General features: G+C 36.4%; 21 protein-coding genes. 10 read left to right on the forward strand and 11 right to left on the reverse strand.

All coding sequences use genetic code 11. From position 1 onward, the window contains the following. Positions 1-210: 210 nt before the first annotated feature. From ACQKMI_RS09940 to ACQKMI_RS09955, 4 genes are all read right to left on the reverse strand, one after another. The gene (locus ACQKMI_RS09940; RefSeq protein ID WP_427488444.1) at positions 211-732 is read right to left on the reverse strand and encodes a GNAT family N-acetyltransferase; all 522 of its coding nucleotides are present in this window, start codon (positions 730-732) and stop codon (positions 211-213) included. Positions 733-1,058: 326 nt separating this feature from the next. Continuing rightward, the gene (locus ACQKMI_RS09945; protein ID WP_427488446.1) at positions 1,059-1,601 is read right to left on the reverse strand and encodes a GNAT family N-acetyltransferase; all 543 of its coding nucleotides are present in this window, start codon (positions 1,599-1,601) and stop codon (positions 1,059-1,061) included. Between the two features lie 810 nt (positions 1,602-2,411). Further along, entirely contained in the window at positions 2,412-3,608 is a 1,197-nt protein-coding gene (locus ACQKMI_RS09950) for a class I SAM-dependent rRNA methyltransferase (RefSeq protein ID WP_427488448.1), read from the reverse strand. A 62-nt stretch (positions 3,609-3,670) separates the two neighbouring features. After that, positions 3,671-4,588: an alpha/beta hydrolase gene (locus ACQKMI_RS09955; RefSeq protein ID WP_427488450.1), complete on the reverse strand. Its 918-nt coding sequence runs from the start codon at positions 4,586-4,588 to the stop codon at positions 3,671-3,673. A gap of 172 nt (positions 4,589-4,760) precedes the next feature. Between ACQKMI_RS09955 and ACQKMI_RS09960 the strand changes: the two genes are divergently transcribed. After that, positions 4,761-5,240 (forward strand): dihydrofolate reductase, encoded by a 480-nt coding sequence (locus tag ACQKMI_RS09960; protein ID WP_427488452.1) that lies wholly within the window; start codon positions 4,761-4,763, stop codon positions 5,238-5,240. A gap of 405 nt (positions 5,241-5,645) precedes the next feature. Continuing rightward, complete coding sequence (locus ACQKMI_RS09965; RefSeq protein ID WP_427488454.1) at positions 5,646-6,488, forward strand: alpha/beta fold hydrolase; 843 nt, start codon at positions 5,646-5,648, stop codon at positions 6,486-6,488. A gap of 106 nt (positions 6,489-6,594) precedes the next feature. Here the strand turns inward: ACQKMI_RS09965 and trhA are convergent, their stop codons facing one another. Then, positions 6,595-7,230, reverse strand: a complete 636-nt coding sequence (gene trhA, locus ACQKMI_RS09970) for a PAQR family membrane homeostasis protein TrhA (RefSeq protein WP_427488456.1) — start codon at positions 7,228-7,230, stop codon at positions 6,595-6,597. A 273-nt stretch (positions 7,231-7,503) separates the two neighbouring features. On the opposite strand from trhA, the gene ACQKMI_RS09975 reads away from it, so the two are divergent. From ACQKMI_RS09975 to msrB, 5 genes are all read left to right on the forward strand, one after another. Continuing rightward, entirely contained in the window at positions 7,504-8,346 is an 843-nt protein-coding gene (locus tag ACQKMI_RS09975) for a DegV family protein (RefSeq protein ID WP_427488458.1), read from the forward strand. Between the two features lie 178 nt (positions 8,347-8,524). Then, the gene (locus ACQKMI_RS09980; RefSeq protein ID WP_427488460.1) at positions 8,525-9,457 is read left to right on the forward strand and encodes a GDSL-type esterase/lipase family protein; all 933 of its coding nucleotides are present in this window, start codon (positions 8,525-8,527) and stop codon (positions 9,455-9,457) included. Between the two features lie 4 nt (positions 9,458-9,461). Next, the gene (locus ACQKMI_RS09985; RefSeq protein WP_323650063.1) at positions 9,462-10,037 is read left to right on the forward strand and encodes a YpmS family protein; all 576 of its coding nucleotides are present in this window, start codon (positions 9,462-9,464) and stop codon (positions 10,035-10,037) included. 12 nt (positions 10,038-10,049) lie between these two features. Next, a complete protein-coding gene (msrA, locus tag ACQKMI_RS09990; protein WP_427488462.1) occupies positions 10,050-10,583 on the forward strand; it encodes a peptide-methionine (S)-S-oxide reductase MsrA in 534 nt (177 codons plus the stop codon). After that, positions 10,576-11,004, forward strand: a complete 429-nt coding sequence (gene msrB / locus ACQKMI_RS09995) for a peptide-methionine (R)-S-oxide reductase MsrB (RefSeq protein ID WP_323650059.1) — start codon at positions 10,576-10,578, stop codon at positions 11,002-11,004. The genes msrA and msrB overlap by 8 nt, the downstream gene beginning before the upstream one ends. A 290-nt stretch (positions 11,005-11,294) precedes the next feature. On the opposite strand, the gene ACQKMI_RS10000 is transcribed toward msrB, so the two are convergent. Together ACQKMI_RS10000 and ACQKMI_RS10005 are read right to left on the reverse strand one after the other, a co-directional pair. After that, the gene (locus tag ACQKMI_RS10000) at positions 11,295-12,050 is read right to left on the reverse strand and encodes a formylglycine-generating enzyme family protein (protein ID WP_427488464.1); all 756 of its coding nucleotides are present in this window, start codon (positions 12,048-12,050) and stop codon (positions 11,295-11,297) included. A 125-nt stretch (positions 12,051-12,175) separates the two neighbouring features. Next, positions 12,176-14,014, reverse strand: coding sequence for a methyl-accepting chemotaxis protein (locus tag ACQKMI_RS10005; protein WP_427488466.1), 1,839 nt, complete (start codon positions 14,012-14,014; stop codon positions 12,176-12,178). A gap of 258 nt (positions 14,015-14,272) precedes the next feature. Here ACQKMI_RS10005 and ACQKMI_RS10010 point away from each other — a divergent pair, with 258 nt between their 5' ends. Continuing rightward, entirely contained in the window at positions 14,273-14,491 is a 219-nt protein-coding gene (locus ACQKMI_RS10010) for a YozE family protein (RefSeq protein WP_323650052.1), read from the forward strand. A gap of 113 nt (positions 14,492-14,604) precedes the next feature. Beyond that, the gene (gene deoD / locus ACQKMI_RS10015) at positions 14,605-15,312 is read left to right on the forward strand and encodes a purine-nucleoside phosphorylase (RefSeq protein WP_427488468.1); all 708 of its coding nucleotides are present in this window, start codon (positions 14,605-14,607) and stop codon (positions 15,310-15,312) included. A gap of 127 nt (positions 15,313-15,439) precedes the next feature. On the opposite strand, the gene ACQKMI_RS10020 is transcribed toward deoD, so the two are convergent. Then, positions 15,440-16,630 carry a tyrosine-type recombinase/integrase gene (locus tag ACQKMI_RS10020; protein ID WP_427488470.1) on the reverse strand — a complete coding sequence of 397 codons (1,191 nt, stop codon included), beginning with the start codon at positions 16,628-16,630 and terminating at the stop codon, positions 15,440-15,442. Positions 16,631-16,723: 93 nt separating this feature from the next. On the opposite strand from ACQKMI_RS10020, the gene ACQKMI_RS10025 reads away from it, so the two are divergent. Beyond that, positions 16,724-16,939 carry a hypothetical protein gene (locus ACQKMI_RS10025; RefSeq protein WP_427488472.1) on the forward strand — a complete coding sequence of 72 codons (216 nt, stop codon included), beginning with the start codon at positions 16,724-16,726 and terminating at the stop codon, positions 16,937-16,939. A 230-nt stretch (positions 16,940-17,169) separates the two neighbouring features. On the opposite strand, the gene ACQKMI_RS10030 is transcribed toward ACQKMI_RS10025, so the two are convergent. The 3 genes from ACQKMI_RS10030 to ACQKMI_RS10040 all read right to left on the reverse strand — a co-directional run bounded on the left by ACQKMI_RS10030 (position 17,170) and on the right by ACQKMI_RS10040 (position 19,913). Then, positions 17,170-17,643 carry a hypothetical protein gene (locus ACQKMI_RS10030; RefSeq protein ID WP_427488474.1) on the reverse strand — a complete coding sequence of 158 codons (474 nt, stop codon included), beginning with the start codon at positions 17,641-17,643 and terminating at the stop codon, positions 17,170-17,172. A gap of 1,135 nt (positions 17,644-18,778) precedes the next feature. After that, a complete protein-coding gene (locus ACQKMI_RS10035) occupies positions 18,779-19,072 on the reverse strand; it encodes a hypothetical protein (protein WP_427488476.1) in 294 nt (97 codons plus the stop codon). Positions 19,073-19,436: 364 nt separating this feature from the next. Beyond that, complete coding sequence (locus tag ACQKMI_RS10040; RefSeq protein WP_427416701.1) at positions 19,437-19,913, reverse strand: hypothetical protein; 477 nt, start codon at positions 19,911-19,913, stop codon at positions 19,437-19,439. Positions 19,914-20,647: the final 734 nt, after the last annotated feature.

Here is a 20,647-nt window from a genome sequence, read left to right on the forward strand (position 1 = left end):
TTTGGACGGTTATTTGGTATACACAAATTTAGTATAACATGATATTTTTATTATTTTTAATGAAAATTATTGACAACTATTAGCTGGTTTTGCGGCATAAATATATTATAAATTTGCTAAGAAAGAGTTAACAAAATCGGTTTTTTCTTTGGATATTTGTGTTTATTATGGGTCGAGATGTTGATAGCTTACATTTCTTTCAAAGAGATCCTATTCTACAAAGGATTCTGTTATTTTCCCATCTAGATTTTTAATCGCCAACATCGAATTATCCTGAATGATTCCTGTATCTACGAAACCAAATGAAGCGTATAATGTTTTAGCTATGACATTACTTGTTCGATAAAAGAGGGATACATATTCTGCTTCTCCATCTGGCGTAGTTTCAATATCCATCAACATTTTTTCAAAAGCAAGTTTGCCATATCCTTTCCCCTGGTAACTCTTATCAATCATAATATGCCAAATAAAATAGCTCTTCTTCCCGTAAAAAACTTCATTTACAAATGATTCGTGATCCAACGTATCATAAATAAACATCAAAAATCCAATCGAAACTCCATCGGCATAAATGGCAAAGGGAGTTGCTGGTATACCGTCTGCGTTCAACATATGAGCGTCTGCAAAGCTTCTGAGGTTAGTAGTTTCTAAAAAGCCTTCCTGGTTTTCTTCAACTTCAAGTGCTATTACTTCATCTATGTTATCCCCGGTTATCTTTCGTAATTCAATCATTTTTTTATCTCCTCTCCTAAGACAAGCCACTTCCACACATGGACTAAAACATTCCAAATATCATTTCCATAATTCTCAAAATAGGTTACACAAATTATTTACCAATGCTAACTCTTTTTACCCTGTGATTTCTAATCCTTGTTCCGCAAAAGGGCCCGTTTGTTGCATTGTCATAATCCTTCTTGTCAATGCAATTGAATCAAACCTTTTTACAAATTAACGGACTTTATTACAAATGATCAATCTTTATTTTAAATCTACAACGTTACGATATTTCATATCGGATTCAACTTGAGGAAGGAATTAGATGTTCGAAACACCTTTAGCTATTCATTAATAATTCCGTAAAACACTAAATCCTCGTATTGATCGTCTTTGATGACGTGATCTTTTAAAATTCCTTCTTGTTTCATGCCAATCTTGTCCATTACTTTTCCTGAAGCGGGGTTCGTTGAAAAATATCGAGCAAATACTTTATGCAGTTTCTTTTCTTCAAAAGCGAATTGTACTATCGACTGCGCCGCCTCCGTGGCATAGCCTTTTCCCCAAAACTCCTCGCCAATCCAATAGGCGATTTCACCTTGCTTAAAACGTTTATTATTCGATAATGCAATGGCTCCATATAATTCGCCGGTTTCCTTATCTGTAACTGCAAACTCGTACGAAATATCCTGCGTGAAATTATCGTAATGATGTTCCATCCATGATAATGCATCATTTAAACTATATGGATAAGGTAGGTACATGGTGCTTTTATAAATATTATAGTTATTGCAAAGCTTTGCAACCGTTTCTGCATCGGTTGTTTGAAATAATCTGAGAACGAGTCTTTCTGTAGTAATCATTAATTTTTCATGAACATATCCCATTCAATCATCTCCGTTTTCCGATATTTTTTTGGTAGAAGCAGTTGAAAATCCTTTTTCTGTTTATTTGTAGACGAGCATATACAGTAATCTCTTTGTCATATTTACGAACCCAATAACTTAGCAAGGAATAAGAAAAATACATAGAGACCGAAAGATGCAACACATAAGCAGATAACAAAGATGGACATAATGTTGTCAAATGATCTATTTGTTTTATAATTCCTTAAGATAAATAATCCGAAAACGAATCCTAGTAGAAATAACAAAGGCCAAAAATATGAAATGATATTAAGAGCTAAAACATTTGATGTTGAACTAATGAAATAAGTTGTACAAATCAATCCAAAAGTTAATGAAGTCATTGTCATAAAGAATGAATTCATTTTTAAAAATGCCAATCTAAATCACTCCTTTTTTAGTTTTCTTCCTTTGTTTGCGAGGCTTGTACTACTACAGTTGATTGGGAGTGAAGACTGGGTGACTCCTTTGGAATCAGCGTCACAGATTAGACCCTGGTGAATAGAGGAACGGAGGCTAAAAGCATCGCGTCCTGTGATAACGCCTTAGTGATCAACTTCGCTTCCGCTGCCACTACGCTTTCGCACAAAAAACATCTGTTTGTCCAAGCGGCTCATCGGATGCCAACAGGAAGGTGCCCATATGGAACAAAAATCACTCCACGATATGGGGATATATCTATAATTTGTAAATATTATTGTATAACATTCTGATAATTCTAACAATGTTAAGGGGATATTTCTGCCAAACAAAAAGACAGAATCATTTTGAAGTGATTCTGTCTGATTTCATTTAGTTAAGTTTTTGAATGAAAACAACCTTTAAGTAATTGAATTCTGGATATTCACGTGTGGCACGGAAATCCTTTGGTAAGTTAAATTCTTCAACAATTTTATAGGCTGTTTTAGTTTCCTTAAATGCTTGGTCAATAAAGCCCTTGAACTTCTTCATCCCAAAGCTTGCATTGTTCGTTGAAGCAACAATAATACCGTTTTTCTCCGTAATAGCGATTGTATCTACGAGTAATTTAGGGTAATCTTTCGCAGTTGAGAACGTTCTTTCCTTCGTACGTGCAAAGCTTGGTGGATCCAAAACTACAAGGTCAAATTTTAAATTGTGGCGCTGAGCATATTTAAAATAGTTAAAGACATCCATAACTTTAATATCCTGTGATTCGTAGTCAATGCTATTGACGCTAAATTGCTCAATTGTTTTGGCTAAACTACGCTTTGCGACATCTACACTTGTTGTTTTTACTGCTCCTCCAAGTGCCGCTGCGACAGAAAATGCCCCCGTATAGGAGAACGTATTGAGCATATTTTTACCTTCTGAGTAACGTTCACGAATGGCAAGTCTCACTTCACGTTGGTCGAGGAAAATACCTGTCATAGCGCCATCGTTTAAATTGACAGCGTATTTTATACTATTTTCCAAAACGATAATAGGAAATTCGCCAGGTGTACCCATTACAAAATCGTCCTGTTCCATATACTGGCCTTTCGTATCGAAACGTTTTTTCTCATAAATGGCCTTATAGTTTACAGTCTCTGCAAGGGCTTCATATACTTCTTCTTTAAATGAATAAATGCCGGCGCTATACCAGCTGACCATATAATAAGAATCGAAAAAGTCAATCGTTAAACCGCCAATGCCATCACCCTCGCCATTAAAGATTCGGAAGGCTGTTGTGTGAGGATTGTTGAAAAATGCTTCTCGATTTTGTATAGCTTTTTTAATTTTTTTCATAAAAAAGGCTTTGTCTATTGTTTCGTTCGCATCGGTCGTTAGCACCCAACCGATACCTTTGTTTTGTAAGCCATAGTATCCTGTACCAATAAAACGGTTATGATTATCCATAAGTCTCAGTAGTGCACCTTCTTCTTTTGGAAGATGACGTGCATCAACTGCATCTTTCGAAATGAGAGGATAGCCTTTTTTTAATTGATCAGAAAAGGGTTTGTTAATTTGTAAAGCAATAGATTGTGTCATGTTGTCATCCTTTAAAAAACGTTTTGCTCTATTATCGCACTATTTTACGTAGATAGACAAACTTATTTCACGAAATTAGCAATTTTTTTAGCTGTTTCGATCGTCGCTTGTTCGAAAAAATTCATTTTACTAAAGTAACTATGGATTAAACCAGTCATGTGGACATGTTCAACAGTCACTCCGGCATCTGTAAGTTTTTGGGCGTATGCACGGCCTTCATCGTAAAGGACATCTGCCTCCGCAGCAATAATGATCGTTTTTGGTAAAACACTTAAATCCTCAATCTGAAGTGGAGAAACAAGTGGATTCCTAAAGTTTTGTTCATCTGTGTAATGACTCGCAAACCACTGCATTCCTTGTTTGTCTAAACCGAAGTGTTCGCCATATGCATTGTAAGAAGGCGTTGTAAACTCTACATTGACTACAGGATAAATAAGTGCCTGCGCTTTAATCATTGGTCCATTAAATGTAGCAGCTAAATAGGCAGCTACTGTTGCTAAGTTTCCACCCGCGCTATCACCAGCGACGGTAAGATTTGCAGTATCTCCACCGAAATTTTGGATGTTTTCGCTAACCCACACTAAAGCGTCATAGGCATCATAGAGCGGTGTAGGGAATGGGTATTCTGGAGCTAGGCGATAATCAACCGAGACAACGATTGCTTGTGCTTTTTCTGCTAGTAGCTGACAGCCTGCATCGGTAGAGTCTATATTTCCAAATACCCAACCTCCTCCATGATAGTAAACAATGACAGGAAGTTTTTCGTCTAAAATAGGTTTATAAATGCGCACATTAATTTGTGCGCCATCTCGAACTGCTATTTTTATATTGTCAATTGCCGCAAGCTGTGGGCTCTGTGGTGAAGTCCATTTCGGCACTATTCGTAGAGCTCTCGCTTCTTGTGGTGTTAATTCATAGTACTGTTTTGAAGAATCACTTGCTTTAATATAACGGATCGCTTCATCTCTTAACTTCGTCATCTTAATCAATCCTTTTAATTACATTTGGTAATCCTATTATAAACTATTCTTATAATATTACTAGGATTTAATATCGGAAAAGAAAATAATTTAATTTTTAAGAAGAAATAATCTGATTGTAAAGTAAAATTATGTTTATAATATAATGAACGATAGTATTTGGAGGGACAAGATGATTTCTTTAATTGTGGCACATGATAATAATTATGTGATTGGTTATGAAAATGGCATGCCATGGCATTTGCCTGGGGATTTAAAATATTTTAAGGATAAAACGATGGGGAAGCCAATGATTATGGGGCGTAAAACATTTGAATCCATCGGCAGACCGCTTCCTGGTCGACGCAATATTGTGATTACTCGTGACGCAAGTTATCATGCGGACGGAATTGAAGTGGTGACAAGCTTAGAGGGTGCCCTCGCCCTTGCTGGGGATGTTCCAGAAATTATGATTATTGGCGGCGAGCAAATTTTCCGCTTATCCATGGATATCGCAGATCGCTTGTACATTACAAAAATCAATCATTCATTTAATGGGGATACATACTTCCCGAAATATGAGCAGGATTTTGTAGAAGTATCCTCAGAGGAGCCAGAAACTGCGCCAGAGGGTTACACATTCCAATATCAGATTTTTGAGCGTAAGAACTAAAGAAAATAGGTACTACGAAGCACGGTTATGAATGACCGTGCTTTTTTTTCGTTACTAAATAAAGGTTTTTGGAAACATTTGTAGAATAAATAATTAATAGTTTCATCCCCATAAAGTGGGGGTGATTTACGTTCCGACTGGGCACTTTAAATTAGATAAACCTAGTGCAGTGACGGAAAGAAACATCTGAGTGACGGAAAGAGTCATCGAAACGACGGAAGACCAATCAAGCAACGGATAGAAACGACGAAGTGACGGAAAGAATCATTGAAGTGACGGAAAGAGCCCCCGAAGCGACGGATAGATCCTGGGAGCGTCCGATGAGCCGCTTCGCTTGCGTTTTAGGTAACAGGTAAAAGGATATTCAAGACATAAAGATTCTATTTTTGAGAGGTGTCATTGTCAATGTGGGAACAACATTTGATTGAAACAAGCAGAGGACGATTTGAATACTTTGTACGTGGAGAAGGGGAACCATTAGCTATTACACATTTTTATATGAGCTTTGATGAACGAGGGAATTTATTTGCAGATCCGTTCACTGAACATTACAAAGTGTACTTAATCAATGTTAGAGGTGCTGGAAATTCAGCAGATATAGAAGAGGATGAACAATTAAGCTTCAAAGAAATCGTGAAAGATTTAGAAGCGATTCGAGAAGCGTTAAAGTATGAAAAATGGGCTTTTGCAGGTCATTCAACGGGTGGAATGCTGGCACTTCAATATGCAGTGGATTCACCAGAATCTTTAACAAAAATCGTAGCTGGTTCAACAGCAGCAAGTAAAGAGTACGGAAATCACCCAAATAGTATTTATTGCGCTGAAAATAAACATTTCAATCGCATAGTTGAAATAATGGATTTACTGAATAATCCGGATACAGTTCGAGAAGAGCGTCAGAAGTTAAGCTATGAATGGGCTTTAATGTCTTATCATTCCGAGGAAAAGTTAAAATTAGCAACGACTCGACCTAATAGTGGTAGCACAGTAGGCAAGAACCTTGATTATTTTAGAAAAGTATTAGTAAACAGCTTTGACATTCGAGAACGATTGAAATCAATACATATTCCTACTTACATATTTGCAGGTAGATATGATGCACAATGTCCGGTTGAATTCGGAATCGAAATTGCCGATTTAACGCCAAATGCAAAATTAACGATTTTTGAACATTCTAATCATAATCCGTTTATTGAGGAAGAAGAAGCTTTTAATGAATTTGTGTACTTCACGCGAGGAATAACATGAGCTAGCAGTTATGCTTGTAGTAAAAGCATTTACGAAGGAATTAAAAGGTAATTTACTATAACAAAAATCGCTTCTTTTTTACGGAAGCGATTTTTGTTGTCAATATTTATAAGTAAAAATAAACACAAGCATACATCGCGCCACATCCAGCTAACACAAATAAATGCCAAATTGTATGATTGTAGGGAAGTGAACGCCATGCGTAAAAGAGAGCCCCGATCGTATAGAAAAGCCCACCTGCTAATAGTAAAGCAAAACCATGAAAGCCTAAGAAAAGATAGACAGGTTTAACGGCAAAAATAATGAGCCAGCCCATACCGATGTAAAAAATTAAAGAAAGCTTCTCAAAACGATTTATAAAAAAGCATTTAAAAATAACGCCTAGTATCGCAAGTGACCAAATAATACATAATAAAGTAATACCTAGCGTGCCACCAATTGCGATTAAAAGGAAAGGTGTATACGTTCCAGCAATTAAAATATAAATCGAGGAATGGTCAAGAATAGCGAAAAAGTGCTTGTATTTTTCTGGCATGCTATGTAGCAATGTTGACATTAAAAATAAAATGATCACAGAGGCACCAAAAATCGTAAACGTAGTAACTTGGAGCGCACTTCCTGTTTGAACTGCTGCTAAAATAAGAACAACTAGAGCTGGAATACTTGCGATAAAACCAATGCCATGAGTAATGGCATTCCACAATTCTTCCTTCCATGTTTTGTAGTCAAAAGAATCTATCATATCGAACACTCCTTTCGTGCTTGCATTTACTATACCCCAATAATTTTCATCCTGGTATTTACATTTGTCATGTTTTCGACATCAAAAGTGTCATATAATGCTTCTTTGCTTGGGGGACTTTGTTAGACAAGGACTCAACAAAGCGCTATAGTATCCAAGGTAGCGGTTTCAAAATGGACTGAAATGAGTGAAACCTAATGACAAATGTCATGTTTACATAATGTTTCATTAGTCTATATAATAAATTTTAATGAAGTAAAAGGATGTGTCGAAGTGGGACGAATTCATATAGTAACGGACTCAACTTGTGATTTAACAAAAGAAGAAGTAGCGCAGCATGGTATACATATTGTGCCTTTAACGATTCAAATTGACGATAAAACTTATATAGATGGTGTTGATTTAGAACCACAAACTTTTTTAGGTTTAATGAAAAATGCTAAAAATTTACCGAAAAGCTCACAGCCTGCACCGGGGAAATTTAAAGAATTGTACGATGAGTTAGGAAAAGACGGAGATCAAATTATTTCTATTCATATGACTGGTGGTATGAGCGGAACAGTGGAATCAGCTCGTCAAGCAGCGCAAATGACAGACTCTGATGTAACTGTGATCGATTCACGTTTCATTGCTGTAGGTTTAGCTTTTCAAATACGTGAGGCTATTAAAATGCGCGATGCAGGGGCTACTGTCGAGGAGATTATTGCACGTCTTGAGAAAGTGCGCGAAAATACTTATTTGTATGTTATTGTCGATACACTTGAAAATCTTATTAAAGGCGGACGAATTGGGAAGGGTACAGGCTTTATCGGTTCTTTGCTGAACATAAAAGTAATTGCAAACTTAGAAGGTGGCGCATACAATCCCGTATCGAAAGTACGTAGCCATAAACAGGTTGTGAACTACTTATTTAAACAATTCCAAGCTGATACTGCTGGAAAAACAGTTAAGGCAGTTGGAATTTCTCATGCCGAAGGTCTTGCAACGATGGGTGGACCATTAAAAGAATTAATCGAGGGGACAGGTTTTAATGAAGTAGAAATTGCCTTTACTTCACCAATCATCTCAACACATACTGGCCCAGGTGCTATTGGTTTTATTTATTTTGCAGAATAATATATAAGAGCTACTACATAAATAATTGTAGTGGCTTTTTATTTTAGGAAAAGTGCATGCCTCTTATACGAAAAAACGTTGTAAATACACATTTTTACTCAATACTTAGGTATAGTCACTTTTCATTGCAGCATGAACTATTCTATAATAGAAGTAGAAAATGATGGAAGGTGGTCAAATGAACATTTGGCGAATAATTGTTTTGTCATGTTTGACCGTCTTAGTACTAAGTGGTTGTGCAATATCAATAGATGAACCGAATCCGCAAGCTGAACCAGAAGGGGAGCAAGCAGGGACGGAGCAAGATATGAAACAGGATGAGCAACAAACAGAAAATGAGGAAAAAACCTCAAAGAATGTATTGACGCAAATTTTTGAACATTTTTTTGAGCCATCACCAGAGGATATACGGAAAACTGATGATAATAACGCAAAGCAACTACATTACTTAGCACTCGGAGATTCTTTAACAGCCGGTGTGGGTGATGAGTATAGTAAAGACGGTTATGTTGGAAGATTAACAGATTCATTAATAGCTTGGCCCTCGATTTCTGATGTTGAAGTTGATAATCGAGGAAAAAGAGGAAGACGTAGTGATCAGCTATTAAAATTAGTGGAAAAAGGGCATTATGATGAAGAGTTGCAAAAAGCACAGCTCATTTCACTTACAATGGGTGGAAACGATGTCATGAAGATTGTTAAACACGATCTGTTTAATTTGAAACGAGATGCTTTTGATAAAGAATTACGGTCATATAAGAAACGCTATAGTAAAATTATTGAAGGCATACGAGAGAAAAATTCAACAGTGCCTTTATTACTTATCGGTTTTTATAACCCATTCTCAATCGTGACAAATGAAGCGAATGAATTTGATTCGATTATTACGGAGTGGAATAAAGTCATTGAAGACATAGCAAAGAAAGATAATAATGCATGCTATGTATCAGTGGAGGACCTGTTTGATTCAAATAAAGAGCTCGTTTATCATACGGATTTCTTCCATCCAAATGCAAAAGGCTATATAAAAATGAATGAGCGAATTTTAAAAGCAATGGAGAAATGTAACATGGAACAAAAGATTAACAAGGAAATAGGCTACGAGGAGTGACAAAATGAATAAGTGGAAATTTGCATTTTTTGCTTTAGCGGGCACACTGCTTTTTGCAATCCTCCTCGTCGTTTTTTTAGCAACTAGACCAGTAGATGGAGTAAATTTAGCGGAAAGTTCAAAAGCTGAAAGTGAAGTAAAAGGGAATGTACTTGTTGTGCAAACAACAAGGAAGGAATTAGAATCTATATCGAAGAAGTATTTGAAGGATGCGGGGTCACCATTACCGTTGGACTTTACGATTGGTGACGATATTCAATTGAAAAGTACATTAAAGGTTTTCTATACTGAAATCGACATTTCTATGAACTTCGATCCGATAGTGGATGAAAAAGGGAATATTATTTTAAAACAGACAGGAATGAATGTTGGTCTGTTAAATATTCCGCCTGAGACAACGATGAAAATTATGCGAGACACGGTGGATTTCCCTTCATGGATTTCAGTTAATCCTAATAAGGCAGAAATCTATATTGACTTGTCGCGCATTAACATTGCTTCAGGATCCCGTATCAAAGCAAAAGAATTAGACTTGCCAAAGGATAAAATTTTACTAGAAATTATTGTTCCTGGTGAATAAGGAGTGAGATAAATGGCAAAGCAATACGCAACATTTGCAGGTGGTTGTTTTTGGTGTATGGTCAAGCCCTTTGACGAAACACCTGGCATTGAATCAGTAATTTCCGGTTATACGGGTGGACATGTTGTCAATCCAACATATGAACAAGTATGCTCCGAAACGACAGGGCATGTAGAAGCGGTGCAAATACTGTTTGATGATGAGTTATACTCTTATGAACAATTACTCGCGACATTTTGGACATTAATTGATCCAACAGACGCTGGAGGCCAATTTTTTGATCGTGGTGAGTCCTACACAACCGCAATTTTTTACCACAATGATGAGCAACGTGAGTTGGCTGAACGTTCAAAAGCAGATTTACAAGCATCCGGTAAATTCGATAAGCCTATTGCAGTGAAAATTTTACCGGCAAGTTCGTTTTACCCAGCAGAAGGCTATCATCAATATTATTATAAGAAAAATCCAATGCACTACGAGCGCTATGCTGTCGGGTCTGGTCGCAAAGCGTTTCAGGAGACACACTGGGGGCTGAAAAATGAATAAAGAACAACGTTTACAACAGTTAACGGACTTACAATATTACGTGACACAGGAAAATGGTACAGAGCCACCGTTCCGTAATGAATATGACAAGCACTTTGAAGCGGGTATTTATGTAGATATCGTGTCAGGAAAGCCACTATTTAGCTCACTAGATAAATTCGATTCAGGCTGCGGCTGGCCTGCATTTGCAAAGCCGGTTGAAAAAGAAGAAGTAACAGAGCATTTCGATACAACTCATGGAATGCGCCGCGTAGAGGTTCGAAGCAAAGAAGCTGATTCCCATTTAGGACATGTCTTTCCGGATGGACCAAGTGAGCTTGGAGGCTTACGCTATTGTATTAACTCAGCAGCACTCCGCTTTGTACCAAAAGAGGATTTAGAAAAAGAAGGCTATGCTGAATACCTTTCGTTATTTAAATAACAACAACTCCTAGCAGCGATATATCGTGCTAGGAGTTTTTTTATGGTTTTAAAATGATTTTTGTATCAAGAGTGATGGAAGGAGTCATCGGTACGACGGATGAATAAACAAGCGACGGATAGACATGTCAAAACGACGGAAAGAGCTAACGTAGCGACGGAAAGAAACGTCCAAGTGACGGAAAGAGTCATCGGAACGACGGATGAATAATCAATCGACAGAAAGACATGTCAAAACAACAGAAAGATCTATCGTAGCGACGGATAGAAAGTCATAATTGGTTAGAAATATTAAATGATTGATCTTGCAATTCTAAATCCGATATCGTCAATAAAGAAATCAGGCATACTCTTTCGGCGACTTGTAGCTCCACATCCGCGTTCTTCTTCAGCCCAACTTCCACCTCGAATTATTCGGTAATTTCCAAATGTCTCTTCATCGAATAAGTCCCAGCACCACTCCCAAACATTTCCTATCATGTCGTGCAAGCCCCAGTCATTAGGCACTTTTTCACCAACATTGTGTACATGTTCGTTAGAATTATCTTTATACCAAGCAATTACATCGATTTCACCATACCGATATCCTTTTGATCCTGCTTTACATGCATATTGCCATTCAGCATCTGTCGGTAATCGAAAACCATTAGAACTATGATTGCATACAACAGATTTATTTTTCTTATCACAATCATAATACTTGTCATAACCTAGGGCATCAGACAATGAATTACAAAAGTTCACGGCATCTATCCATGAAACATTAACAATGGGTTTTTGATCCATTGTTAATGTTGTTGTTGTTGAAATCTTCTTCCCCATAATAATCGCATAAAGTTCTTCTGTCACAGTATATTTGGCAAGATAAAACGGCTTTATCTCAACATTCCAAATAACTTCCTTTAAATTTTTTCTTATACCAGGCATTCCAAATTTATAGTTTGAACTAATCCATTTTTGCTCGTTTAGAAAATCTCGTAGGCGGATTTCTCCTTCAGGAATATACACCATTAATTCTTTTAAGTAATGATTTAAGTTAGTTAACATAGTCCTCTCCAAATCGTAAACTATTGTTTTTAGATACTACTTTCATAGTATGATCTCCATTATTAAAAACTCCGGCGCTAAATCATGTATTTGTTTCATGTATTATGAACATCTTTCTAGGACGTTCAAACTTTAAATTCACTGACAAGATTTCGCAGACTATCAGCTTGTTGTGCAAGTTCTGTGGCAGCGGCATTAATTTCCTGCATGGATGCAGATCCTTGAGTGGCCGCAGCAGCAGAAGTGACGGTGTTGGCAGCTGATTGTTCAGCGTAGGCATTTACATGGACAAAATCATTCGCTACAGCATTGCTATAATCAAGTGTTAATGCAATTTGTTTTACCATCGTCGCGATAATTGTCGTCGTTTCTTTAGTATGCGTCAAAATATTGGCTAATGATTGATTTGTTTCATTCGTTACTTCAACGCCACGAATAACGGACGATACACCTTCGTGGTTTTGAGAGATGATGGATGTTACTTCACCTTGAATGGACGTTACAATGGATGTTACTTCTTTTGCGGCATTTTGAGATTGCACTGCTAGCTTTCGAACTTCATCAGCGACAACAGCAAAGCCTCGTCCGTGCTCACCAGCGCGTGCTGCCTCAATCGCAGCATTTAAGGCAAGTAAATTTGTTTGCTCTGAAATGGCAGTAATCGTGCCGATAATAGATGTTATGTCGGCGGATTTTCGGCCAAGCGCTTCTACTGTGGTAGTCGTGGAGGCCATCGTTTCTTCTATAGCTTGTATGACTAACGAAGATTGTTGAACGGAGCGACTGCCGTCATTAGCCGCTTGCTGCATAGCAAATGATGCACGCTGAACAGCATTTGCTTGCTCATTTAAATGGTGCACAGAATGCTCAAGATCACTCATTTTTTGTTGCGCGCTCGTCATACTTGAAATCGTATTTTCGCTATCGCATGCAATATCAGTTGTAGCATCTGCGATATTCTGTATAGTACGGGCATTTTCATCGGCTAAAGACATTAGCTCTCGGCTACTGCTGGAAACGTGGTCCGCCAGATTACTGACACGTTTTATCAAATTAGATATCGATTCAATAAGTGTATTGGTTGAAGTGGCAATAGTTGAGAACTCGTCATGATTACGAACTTTAACACGTCGTGTCAAGTCGCCACCAGCCTGTGCAATATCGAGAATGGAATGGTTAATAGCCTGAGTATTGTTCCTTAATGATTTAAATAACATGTAACCAAAAATAATAATGGCAATAAATCCAAGTATTGAAATGAAGAAGAAAGAAGTAATAGACAGTGTAACTTGCTTGTTAAGCGTATCTAATTTTGCATTATTTGCATCATCCATAACTTCGTTAATAGACTCTATATTTTTATCAATATACACCTTCATCGATTCTCCAGCGCCGTCCATCATAAGTTTACGAGCTTGTTCAAGACCAAGTTCATCACGCATAGTCATGACCTTATTCGAATATTCAAGGTAATTTTTATAATATTGATCAATCGCCTGTATATGACCTAACTCTAGTTCTCTTCCTGTAAACTGCTCTTCTAAGGATTTCATTTTTTTATCAATGGAATCAATTTTCATTTTATAAGAAGTAGCAAAGTTCCCATTTCCGGTAATTAGATAGGCTTGTTCTAAATTGGTGAGCCTCGCAATTTCATACGCAAGTTGGTTAACAGTTAACTGTTCCTGAACGTTTTTCTCAGTAAAATCCTTCATTTGGCTTTGCAGATTTTGAATATTGATATACGATAATAAACCAATTGTGCCATTTATAACAATGAGGAGAGAAAATATAATAAGCACTTTGCCTCGAATTAAATGGTAAAAACGTTGTCGTTTTTCTTTGGTGGGAGGGGTATTGTGCCTATCGCCTTCTAAAACATCTTCTTGCTTTTTTGAAAAGCTATTTTTAAAGAGAGACGGGCGTTTCTTTAAGAAATTCCTGTATTTATGAGAGTTTTTCATCGCCATCACCTTCCTGTTTTTGAATAATCGATTTAAATTTTACCTTATTTTTCTAGGTATTTCTATCCCTTTTTTTTAATAATTTTCATTTTTCAGACAAAAAGTGCATATTATTTTTCTGTGAACAAAGTCTTGTAATCTTATTAGTTTGTTCTATTAGTTATAGTAGGAGAAAATACTTAATGGATATTTTTGTGACTAAGAAGGTATTTTTTGATAAACTAGCGGAAAGCAGATGAGTAAAAAGGGGATTTAAGTATGAAAAAGAGCTTTTATTTGTATGTACTAACATTCAGAGGTGGAGATTGGTCAGATGCGAAGGTGCGATTTGCTGAGGAAGTGTTCAATGAGCATAATTTTCCGAAGCAGAGCATGGACTTTGATGAACTTTCTTCATATATTGAATCTTACGCCACAGATAACTTAAAAATAGAAGTATTTGATGAGTTGTGGTCATTATACGTAGATCTCGCATGATATAAGTTAAAACAATAAAATTTATTTCAAGTTGCTAGACGTCTAGCGTTGCGAAAATACGAGAAACACAGTATTATTTATAGTGATAACTGACAGAAAAGAGGGATTGCAGTATGAGTATTCATATTAATGCAAAAAAAGGCGAAATCGCTGACACAATTTTACTTCCAGGAGATCCATTACGCGCTAAGTACATTGCTGAGACGTTTTTAGAAGATGTTACTTGTTATAACGAAGTTCGTAACATGTTTGGTTATACAGGTACGTATAAAGGTAAACGTATTTCTGTACAAGGAACTGGTATGGGTGTGCCTTCAATCTCGATTTACGCTACAGAATTAATGCAAGAATATGATGTTCAAAAATTAATCCGCGTAGGTACTTGTGGTGCAATTCAAAAAGATGTTAAAGTTCGTGACGTTATTTTAGCGCAAGCAGCAACATCTGATACACGTATGAACCAAATCATTTGGAATGGCGCTATCGACTTCGCACCAATCTCTGACTTTGATTTATTATTAAAAGCATACAATGCAGGTAAAGAGGCTGGTTTAAACTTACAAGTAGGTAATATCTTTACAGCAGATATGTTCTATTCTGATGAGAATCAAAACGAAAAATTAGCTCAATACGGCGTGCTTGCAGTAGAAATGGAATCAGCAGCACTTTACACATTAGCAGCAAAACACGGCCGTAAAGCACTTTCTATCCTAACAGTAAGTGACCACATTCTAACTGGAGAAATAACAACTTCAGAAGAACGCCAAACTACATTCAACGATATGATCGTCGTTGCACTTGAAGCTGCTATTCAAGAGTAGTCTTATCAAGAGTATATAGTTTGGAATAAAGTTCAAAGGGACTAAAAGGGACTACACTAAAAATTAATAAGATTTTTAATCCTCAATGGGTGACTCGATAAATGAGAGCCTGTTGAGGTTTTTTTGATTATAAAGAGTTGAAAAGCTCTGTAGCACTTTTCTTTTGGTCTTGACCAACATGAGAGTACGTATTTAGTGTTTCATGTATTGTAGCATGTCCTAATTGCTCTTGGATCACTTTGACGTTAACGCCTTTAGTAAGCATGTAAGAAGCAAATGTATGTCGCAAGCCATGAAACGTAATTGAAGGTAGCGAATATTGACGTACAATATCTTGCCATTGCTTACTCATGCGATCAGGGTGATTTGGAAAACCGTTATCCTTAGAGAACATTAAATAAATAGGCTTTCCATCTTTATCTAAAATAGGATTGAACCTATCTCCAAGTTTGAATAACTTCTTTTGCTTTATCTCAATGTAAGCTTGTAAATCGTTCATAAGGCTTTCAGGAGCGTATACAAGGCGATTCTCTCCTGTTTTTGTGGAGTCTAAGAAGAATCGCTGTTGCTCCTTATCATACTGTAATGTTCTATCAACATAGATAGTATTGTTATCAAAATCAAAAGAATTGAAGCGCAGTCCTGCAATCTCACTCATGCGTAACCCACAATACATAGCTATTTTGATTTGTAGCTGATGTTTGATATGAAGCTTTGGAAGGATTGAGAGCAGTTGTTGCATTTGTGGCTCTGTATAGTAGTTAATCCGTTGGGACTTTTGTCGCTTCGGTTTTGTAGCATTGGTACAAGGATTGACCTCTAGATAGCCCCATTCAATCGCCTTATTGAACATTGTATTCAAAAGCATGAACTTCCCCTCGATTGAACCTGCCTTCTTCTTTTTTTGTTGTACAAAGAATAGGTTGATTTGTGTAGCAGTAATTTTGTGCATTAGGATGATTCCAAAGAACTCTAGTAAGCCCTGATTAAGATAGTTTTCATACGTGTTTCGAGACTTAACTTTTAGCTCTATATTTACATAGTCAGCCATGAACTTCATTGAAAAAGCTTTAAAGGTATGTTTTTTCGGTTTTGCGAATGTTTGTGGCTCTGCTCCTAAAGACCTTTCAAATTGAGTTATAGCATTAATGATATTTGATTCCGTTAATTTGGGTAAAGTAAATGTCTTTCTCCTTCTCAAACGGTTTCCATTTTCATCATAACCATATTCGACAAGAACCTTTATACGAGGTTGACCATTTTTGTTAGGCGTTAAAAGTTTTAAGGTGTTGACCAAACAGGTAATCAGACAAATCATTCAGCGCAATTATGAGGAGCTTGAAGTAAACGGTGTAAAAGTAATGAAATTCGCTCAGGTTGTTGAAGTTTTTAATAAGGAGGAGTGATTTATATGTCGAAAAACTGGAATTTACCACCGATGAAATTTAAGTTGGGTGATAAGGTTCGATTCACATTCGATGGCAATGAACTGGTTGGAATAGTTGAAATAGCAGACTTTGGCGGTTCGGTTAAACACGATTACCATTCGTATGATATTTTCGTAGCTGAAGACAATTGTTTGTATAAGCATATTCCTGAAGAAGTTTGTAGAATTGCTTGCTTTTAATGAGATTAAACCAGCGCTCAGACGACTCGAGTATCAGTTAGACTACACTTGGTTGCCTAGATTGCTCTCAGGTCGGTTCTCAGAGCAAATACAACTTCGACAGAAGAAGTAGTGTTGTAGCTGAACATGATATACAAAACCTATGAGCAGCGATCAAAATGGCTTGTGTGAACTTTACGCACAAGCCGTTAAGTGATGTAAGGCTATTGTTTCGATAACAATATCTCCATTTATATATTTGAAAGTAACCATCTTCTCATGGTTTTTTCTGCATTTGTTTCTTGTGGCATCTTTATGAAAGATTTTGTTAAAGGTTCTTTGTCTGTATCGAAGAAAAGAATCTTTTCATTTGAATCTTTTGCATAATAACAGTATCCCTCATATTCAATATTATCTATAAACACAATAGGATGTTCATGTTGCATTGTGCAAAGTACCACTTCGGCATTTAGATTGCCATAGATAGATTGAACTTGATGTAAAAAGTCTTTATGTACAGGTAGGGCAGGGGGAGGAAAAACAAGTTTTCTTTGTTCATCACCAAAATAATGTTCTTCAATAAACACTACATAATAATCACTTTCTCTAAATGACTCTTTCTCACGTTCCTTTAGAAATAAATTAATAAACTTATTCGATAATTTATGCAAATGACGAGAGGGCGGAAGTTTCTCACCAAATAATAATAAAGTTAATTGTTCCATTAAGTGCTCCTAACGATTTTTTACCTTTTCTTAACTAACTGAAAATCTAAAATTCTTTCAGTATTGAGATTGTAGCACATTAGGGGAGAGGTTAGTATTGTGTGGTAAAAGTGTGCATAACATAGCAGAGTTTGAGTTGATAGAGGAACAAACTAGATTGATTGTTACCGCAGGCGGTACGATAAGGTCTATACCGAGGTCAATTTTGAGTTGGCATACAACAACAACCGTAGCAAGCTTCTAGAAGAATTTGCCGAGCCTGTGAGCGTAGATAGTTGAGCAGGGAAATTATTCACACAGGCTATCTGATTGGTGCTACAAAGCCATGTGTGGAGCTACAGGAGTGATTGAGAAAGAAAAACAAAAGGACTTGCAGATATGAAGATTAAACATAATGTAAGTCCTATCTTGATGGCTATGTCAAAATTGCATCATTGATTTAAATATCATCTTTATATTTTTTTACAATAGAGATAGTTAATCGAATAGCATAATAAACTCCATAAATCATAGCTAATAATATAAAGAAAATTATTATTTGACCTACCCATGCTCCCATCATTTGTCCCACCTTAGTGTTAAAGTCTTAAATTACTGCGCTTTTCTATAATAACTGAATAACGTTGTTTGGTATATTGTAACATATTTCCAAATGTTGGTGCTAGATGAAGTGTGAGCTTATATAGCAAGTTATTATGAGATTGAGGTAGCACATCATTAAGCTGATGTGCATTGTTAAGTACCTCAGAACAGCTCTCAGCGTAATCGAGTATTAGATAGACGCATACTTAGTTGCTTGGATTGCTCTCAGCTTGTTTATCAGTGCTAATACATCTTCCGCAAATGCAGTGGTGATGCAGTTGGACATGACATACAAGCCCCGTGAGCAACGATAGCAACCGAAGCTACCTCTTTGAAGCCATCTAGCGAGCTAGTGAGCTTTGATAGTGGAGCAGAGAAATCATTTATACAGGCAACCTAATCGTTGCTACAAAGCCATGCGTGAAGCTATAAGAGTGATAGAGGAAGCATAACAAAAGGACTTGCATAGATGAGGATAAGTCATACATGCAAGTCCTTAGAGTGATGAGTGATGGGCTATTATTTGGATTGATGAAAAGTTGATAATAACCCGTTACTCACCAAAATGTTTTACAATTTTCCATGTTTCATCAGGATTATCATTATCTATTTTTTTCCAAATTTGTCCGGTTGTTGAGTCGCATAAATATAACCATCCATCGATAACAACTAACTTATAATTTTCATTTGCCCTATTATTTATTGATTCCGCCACTTGAAGATTTGAATTTGTAATAGTGTTTCCTGCGTATTCTATACTATTTGATAGTTTAGTTGTGCTATACATTAAAGAGCCACCGATTATAATACTTGATAAAATAATCGCTATACTAGTATTTTTCTCCATTTGAATCTCTCCTATAAAAGTATTTCCTATATTGCTATTTTTAAAATGAAAAACTTTTTATGTGGAAATGATACCATAGGCAAGAATTTTTTGGTAGATAAATGGTAGATGTGCATTGAAAGAGATTGACCGTTATAAGAACTGAATAACAGGTTCATTGAAGACTTTAACGAGCCTGTGAGCGTTGTATAGTGGAGCTGATGAATCATTGACACATGTTGTCTGATTGGTGCAACAGAGCCATGTGTGAAGCTACAGGAGGGATTGTGAAAGCATAACAAAAGGACTTGCATACATGATGATTAATCATACACGCAAGTCCTATCTTAATTAAACTTTAGTACCCATTCCTTCAATAAGTCATTTATTCCTTATGAACTTTTACATAAACACTTCCAAATAGTCTATCTCCAATATAAGCATCTAACTTCCACATTCCACTTTTAGGGAGCATCATATGTGTTGGATTGTGATTATCTGCACCATTATTAGGGCTAAGAAAAGAATTTTCTCCTTTTGGTACAATTATTATTTCTTCATTACTGTTTTCATGAGTTCCTAAAACTTCAAAGTCACCAATCAACTCATCTTCTTTTCCCCAAAAATGCCACATGTACTTTTGGACTTTATCAGGATAAAATCTAACAACTTCGGAATCATCGTAGATAAAACCTAAGCGTCCTTCTTCACCAATCATTTTGTAACCGCCCGATTCAAAAAGTGGGCTCTCTTTCCAATTGTTTTGAATAACTTCTTCTTTTAATGGCTCTTCGTCATTACAGCCTGTTATTACTAGAGATATAATTGTTATAAAGATTAAAAATAAAGACTTTTTGAACATTAATACAGCCCCCATCTTATTTGTTTATTCTTACTCACACTCACACTTAAAATATCATTTAATCAACTAGTGGATAGAAGGGAATCTCTCTAAAATAAACTTAATTTACGTATAAATTAATTGAACTAGAAGAGTAATTATTACTTTGTATTATTTCTTCTACAAGAATCTTTGAAGTCCCTCCTTTAACTAACCTATGTTGTTAATTTAATAATTGAATAATCTGACTATTTATAGTGTAACATATTTACAAATATTGGTGTGATATGCGTGTAGCACTAACAAGAAAGATTGGCTGTTACCGCAGGCGATACGATAAGGGCTAAACGGCTAAACAGATTCAACTTTGATTTAGCTTACAACAATCGTAGCAAGCCTTAGAAGCTTGTAACGAGCCTGTGAGCGTAGATAGTGGAGCAGAGGAATCAATTACACAGTTTGTCTAAATGAAGCTATAAAGTCGTGTATGAAGGTGTAGGAGCTATTGTGGAAATACAAAAGGACTTGCGTGTATGAAATTCAATCCTGCATGCAAGCCCTGCTCTTATTGAAATAAGCACCCGTTAGCCATCCATGTAGCGCAAAAACCAGCGCTACACCACAGAAAATAAAGGATGATTACGTTCTTTCATGGGAGTTGAAGAAGCTAAATTTCTGTTCCATTTGAGAGTCTCTTTTTAATAACAAAATAAGTTACTACTCCTAAGCTAATGTAGATTATTAACATACTACTA

This window comes from Lysinibacillus sp. NPDC097214, assembly GCF_050277945.1.
In the GTDB taxonomy this organism is placed as follows: Bacteria; Bacillota; Bacilli; order Bacillales_A; family Planococcaceae; genus Lysinibacillus; species Lysinibacillus xylanilyticus_B.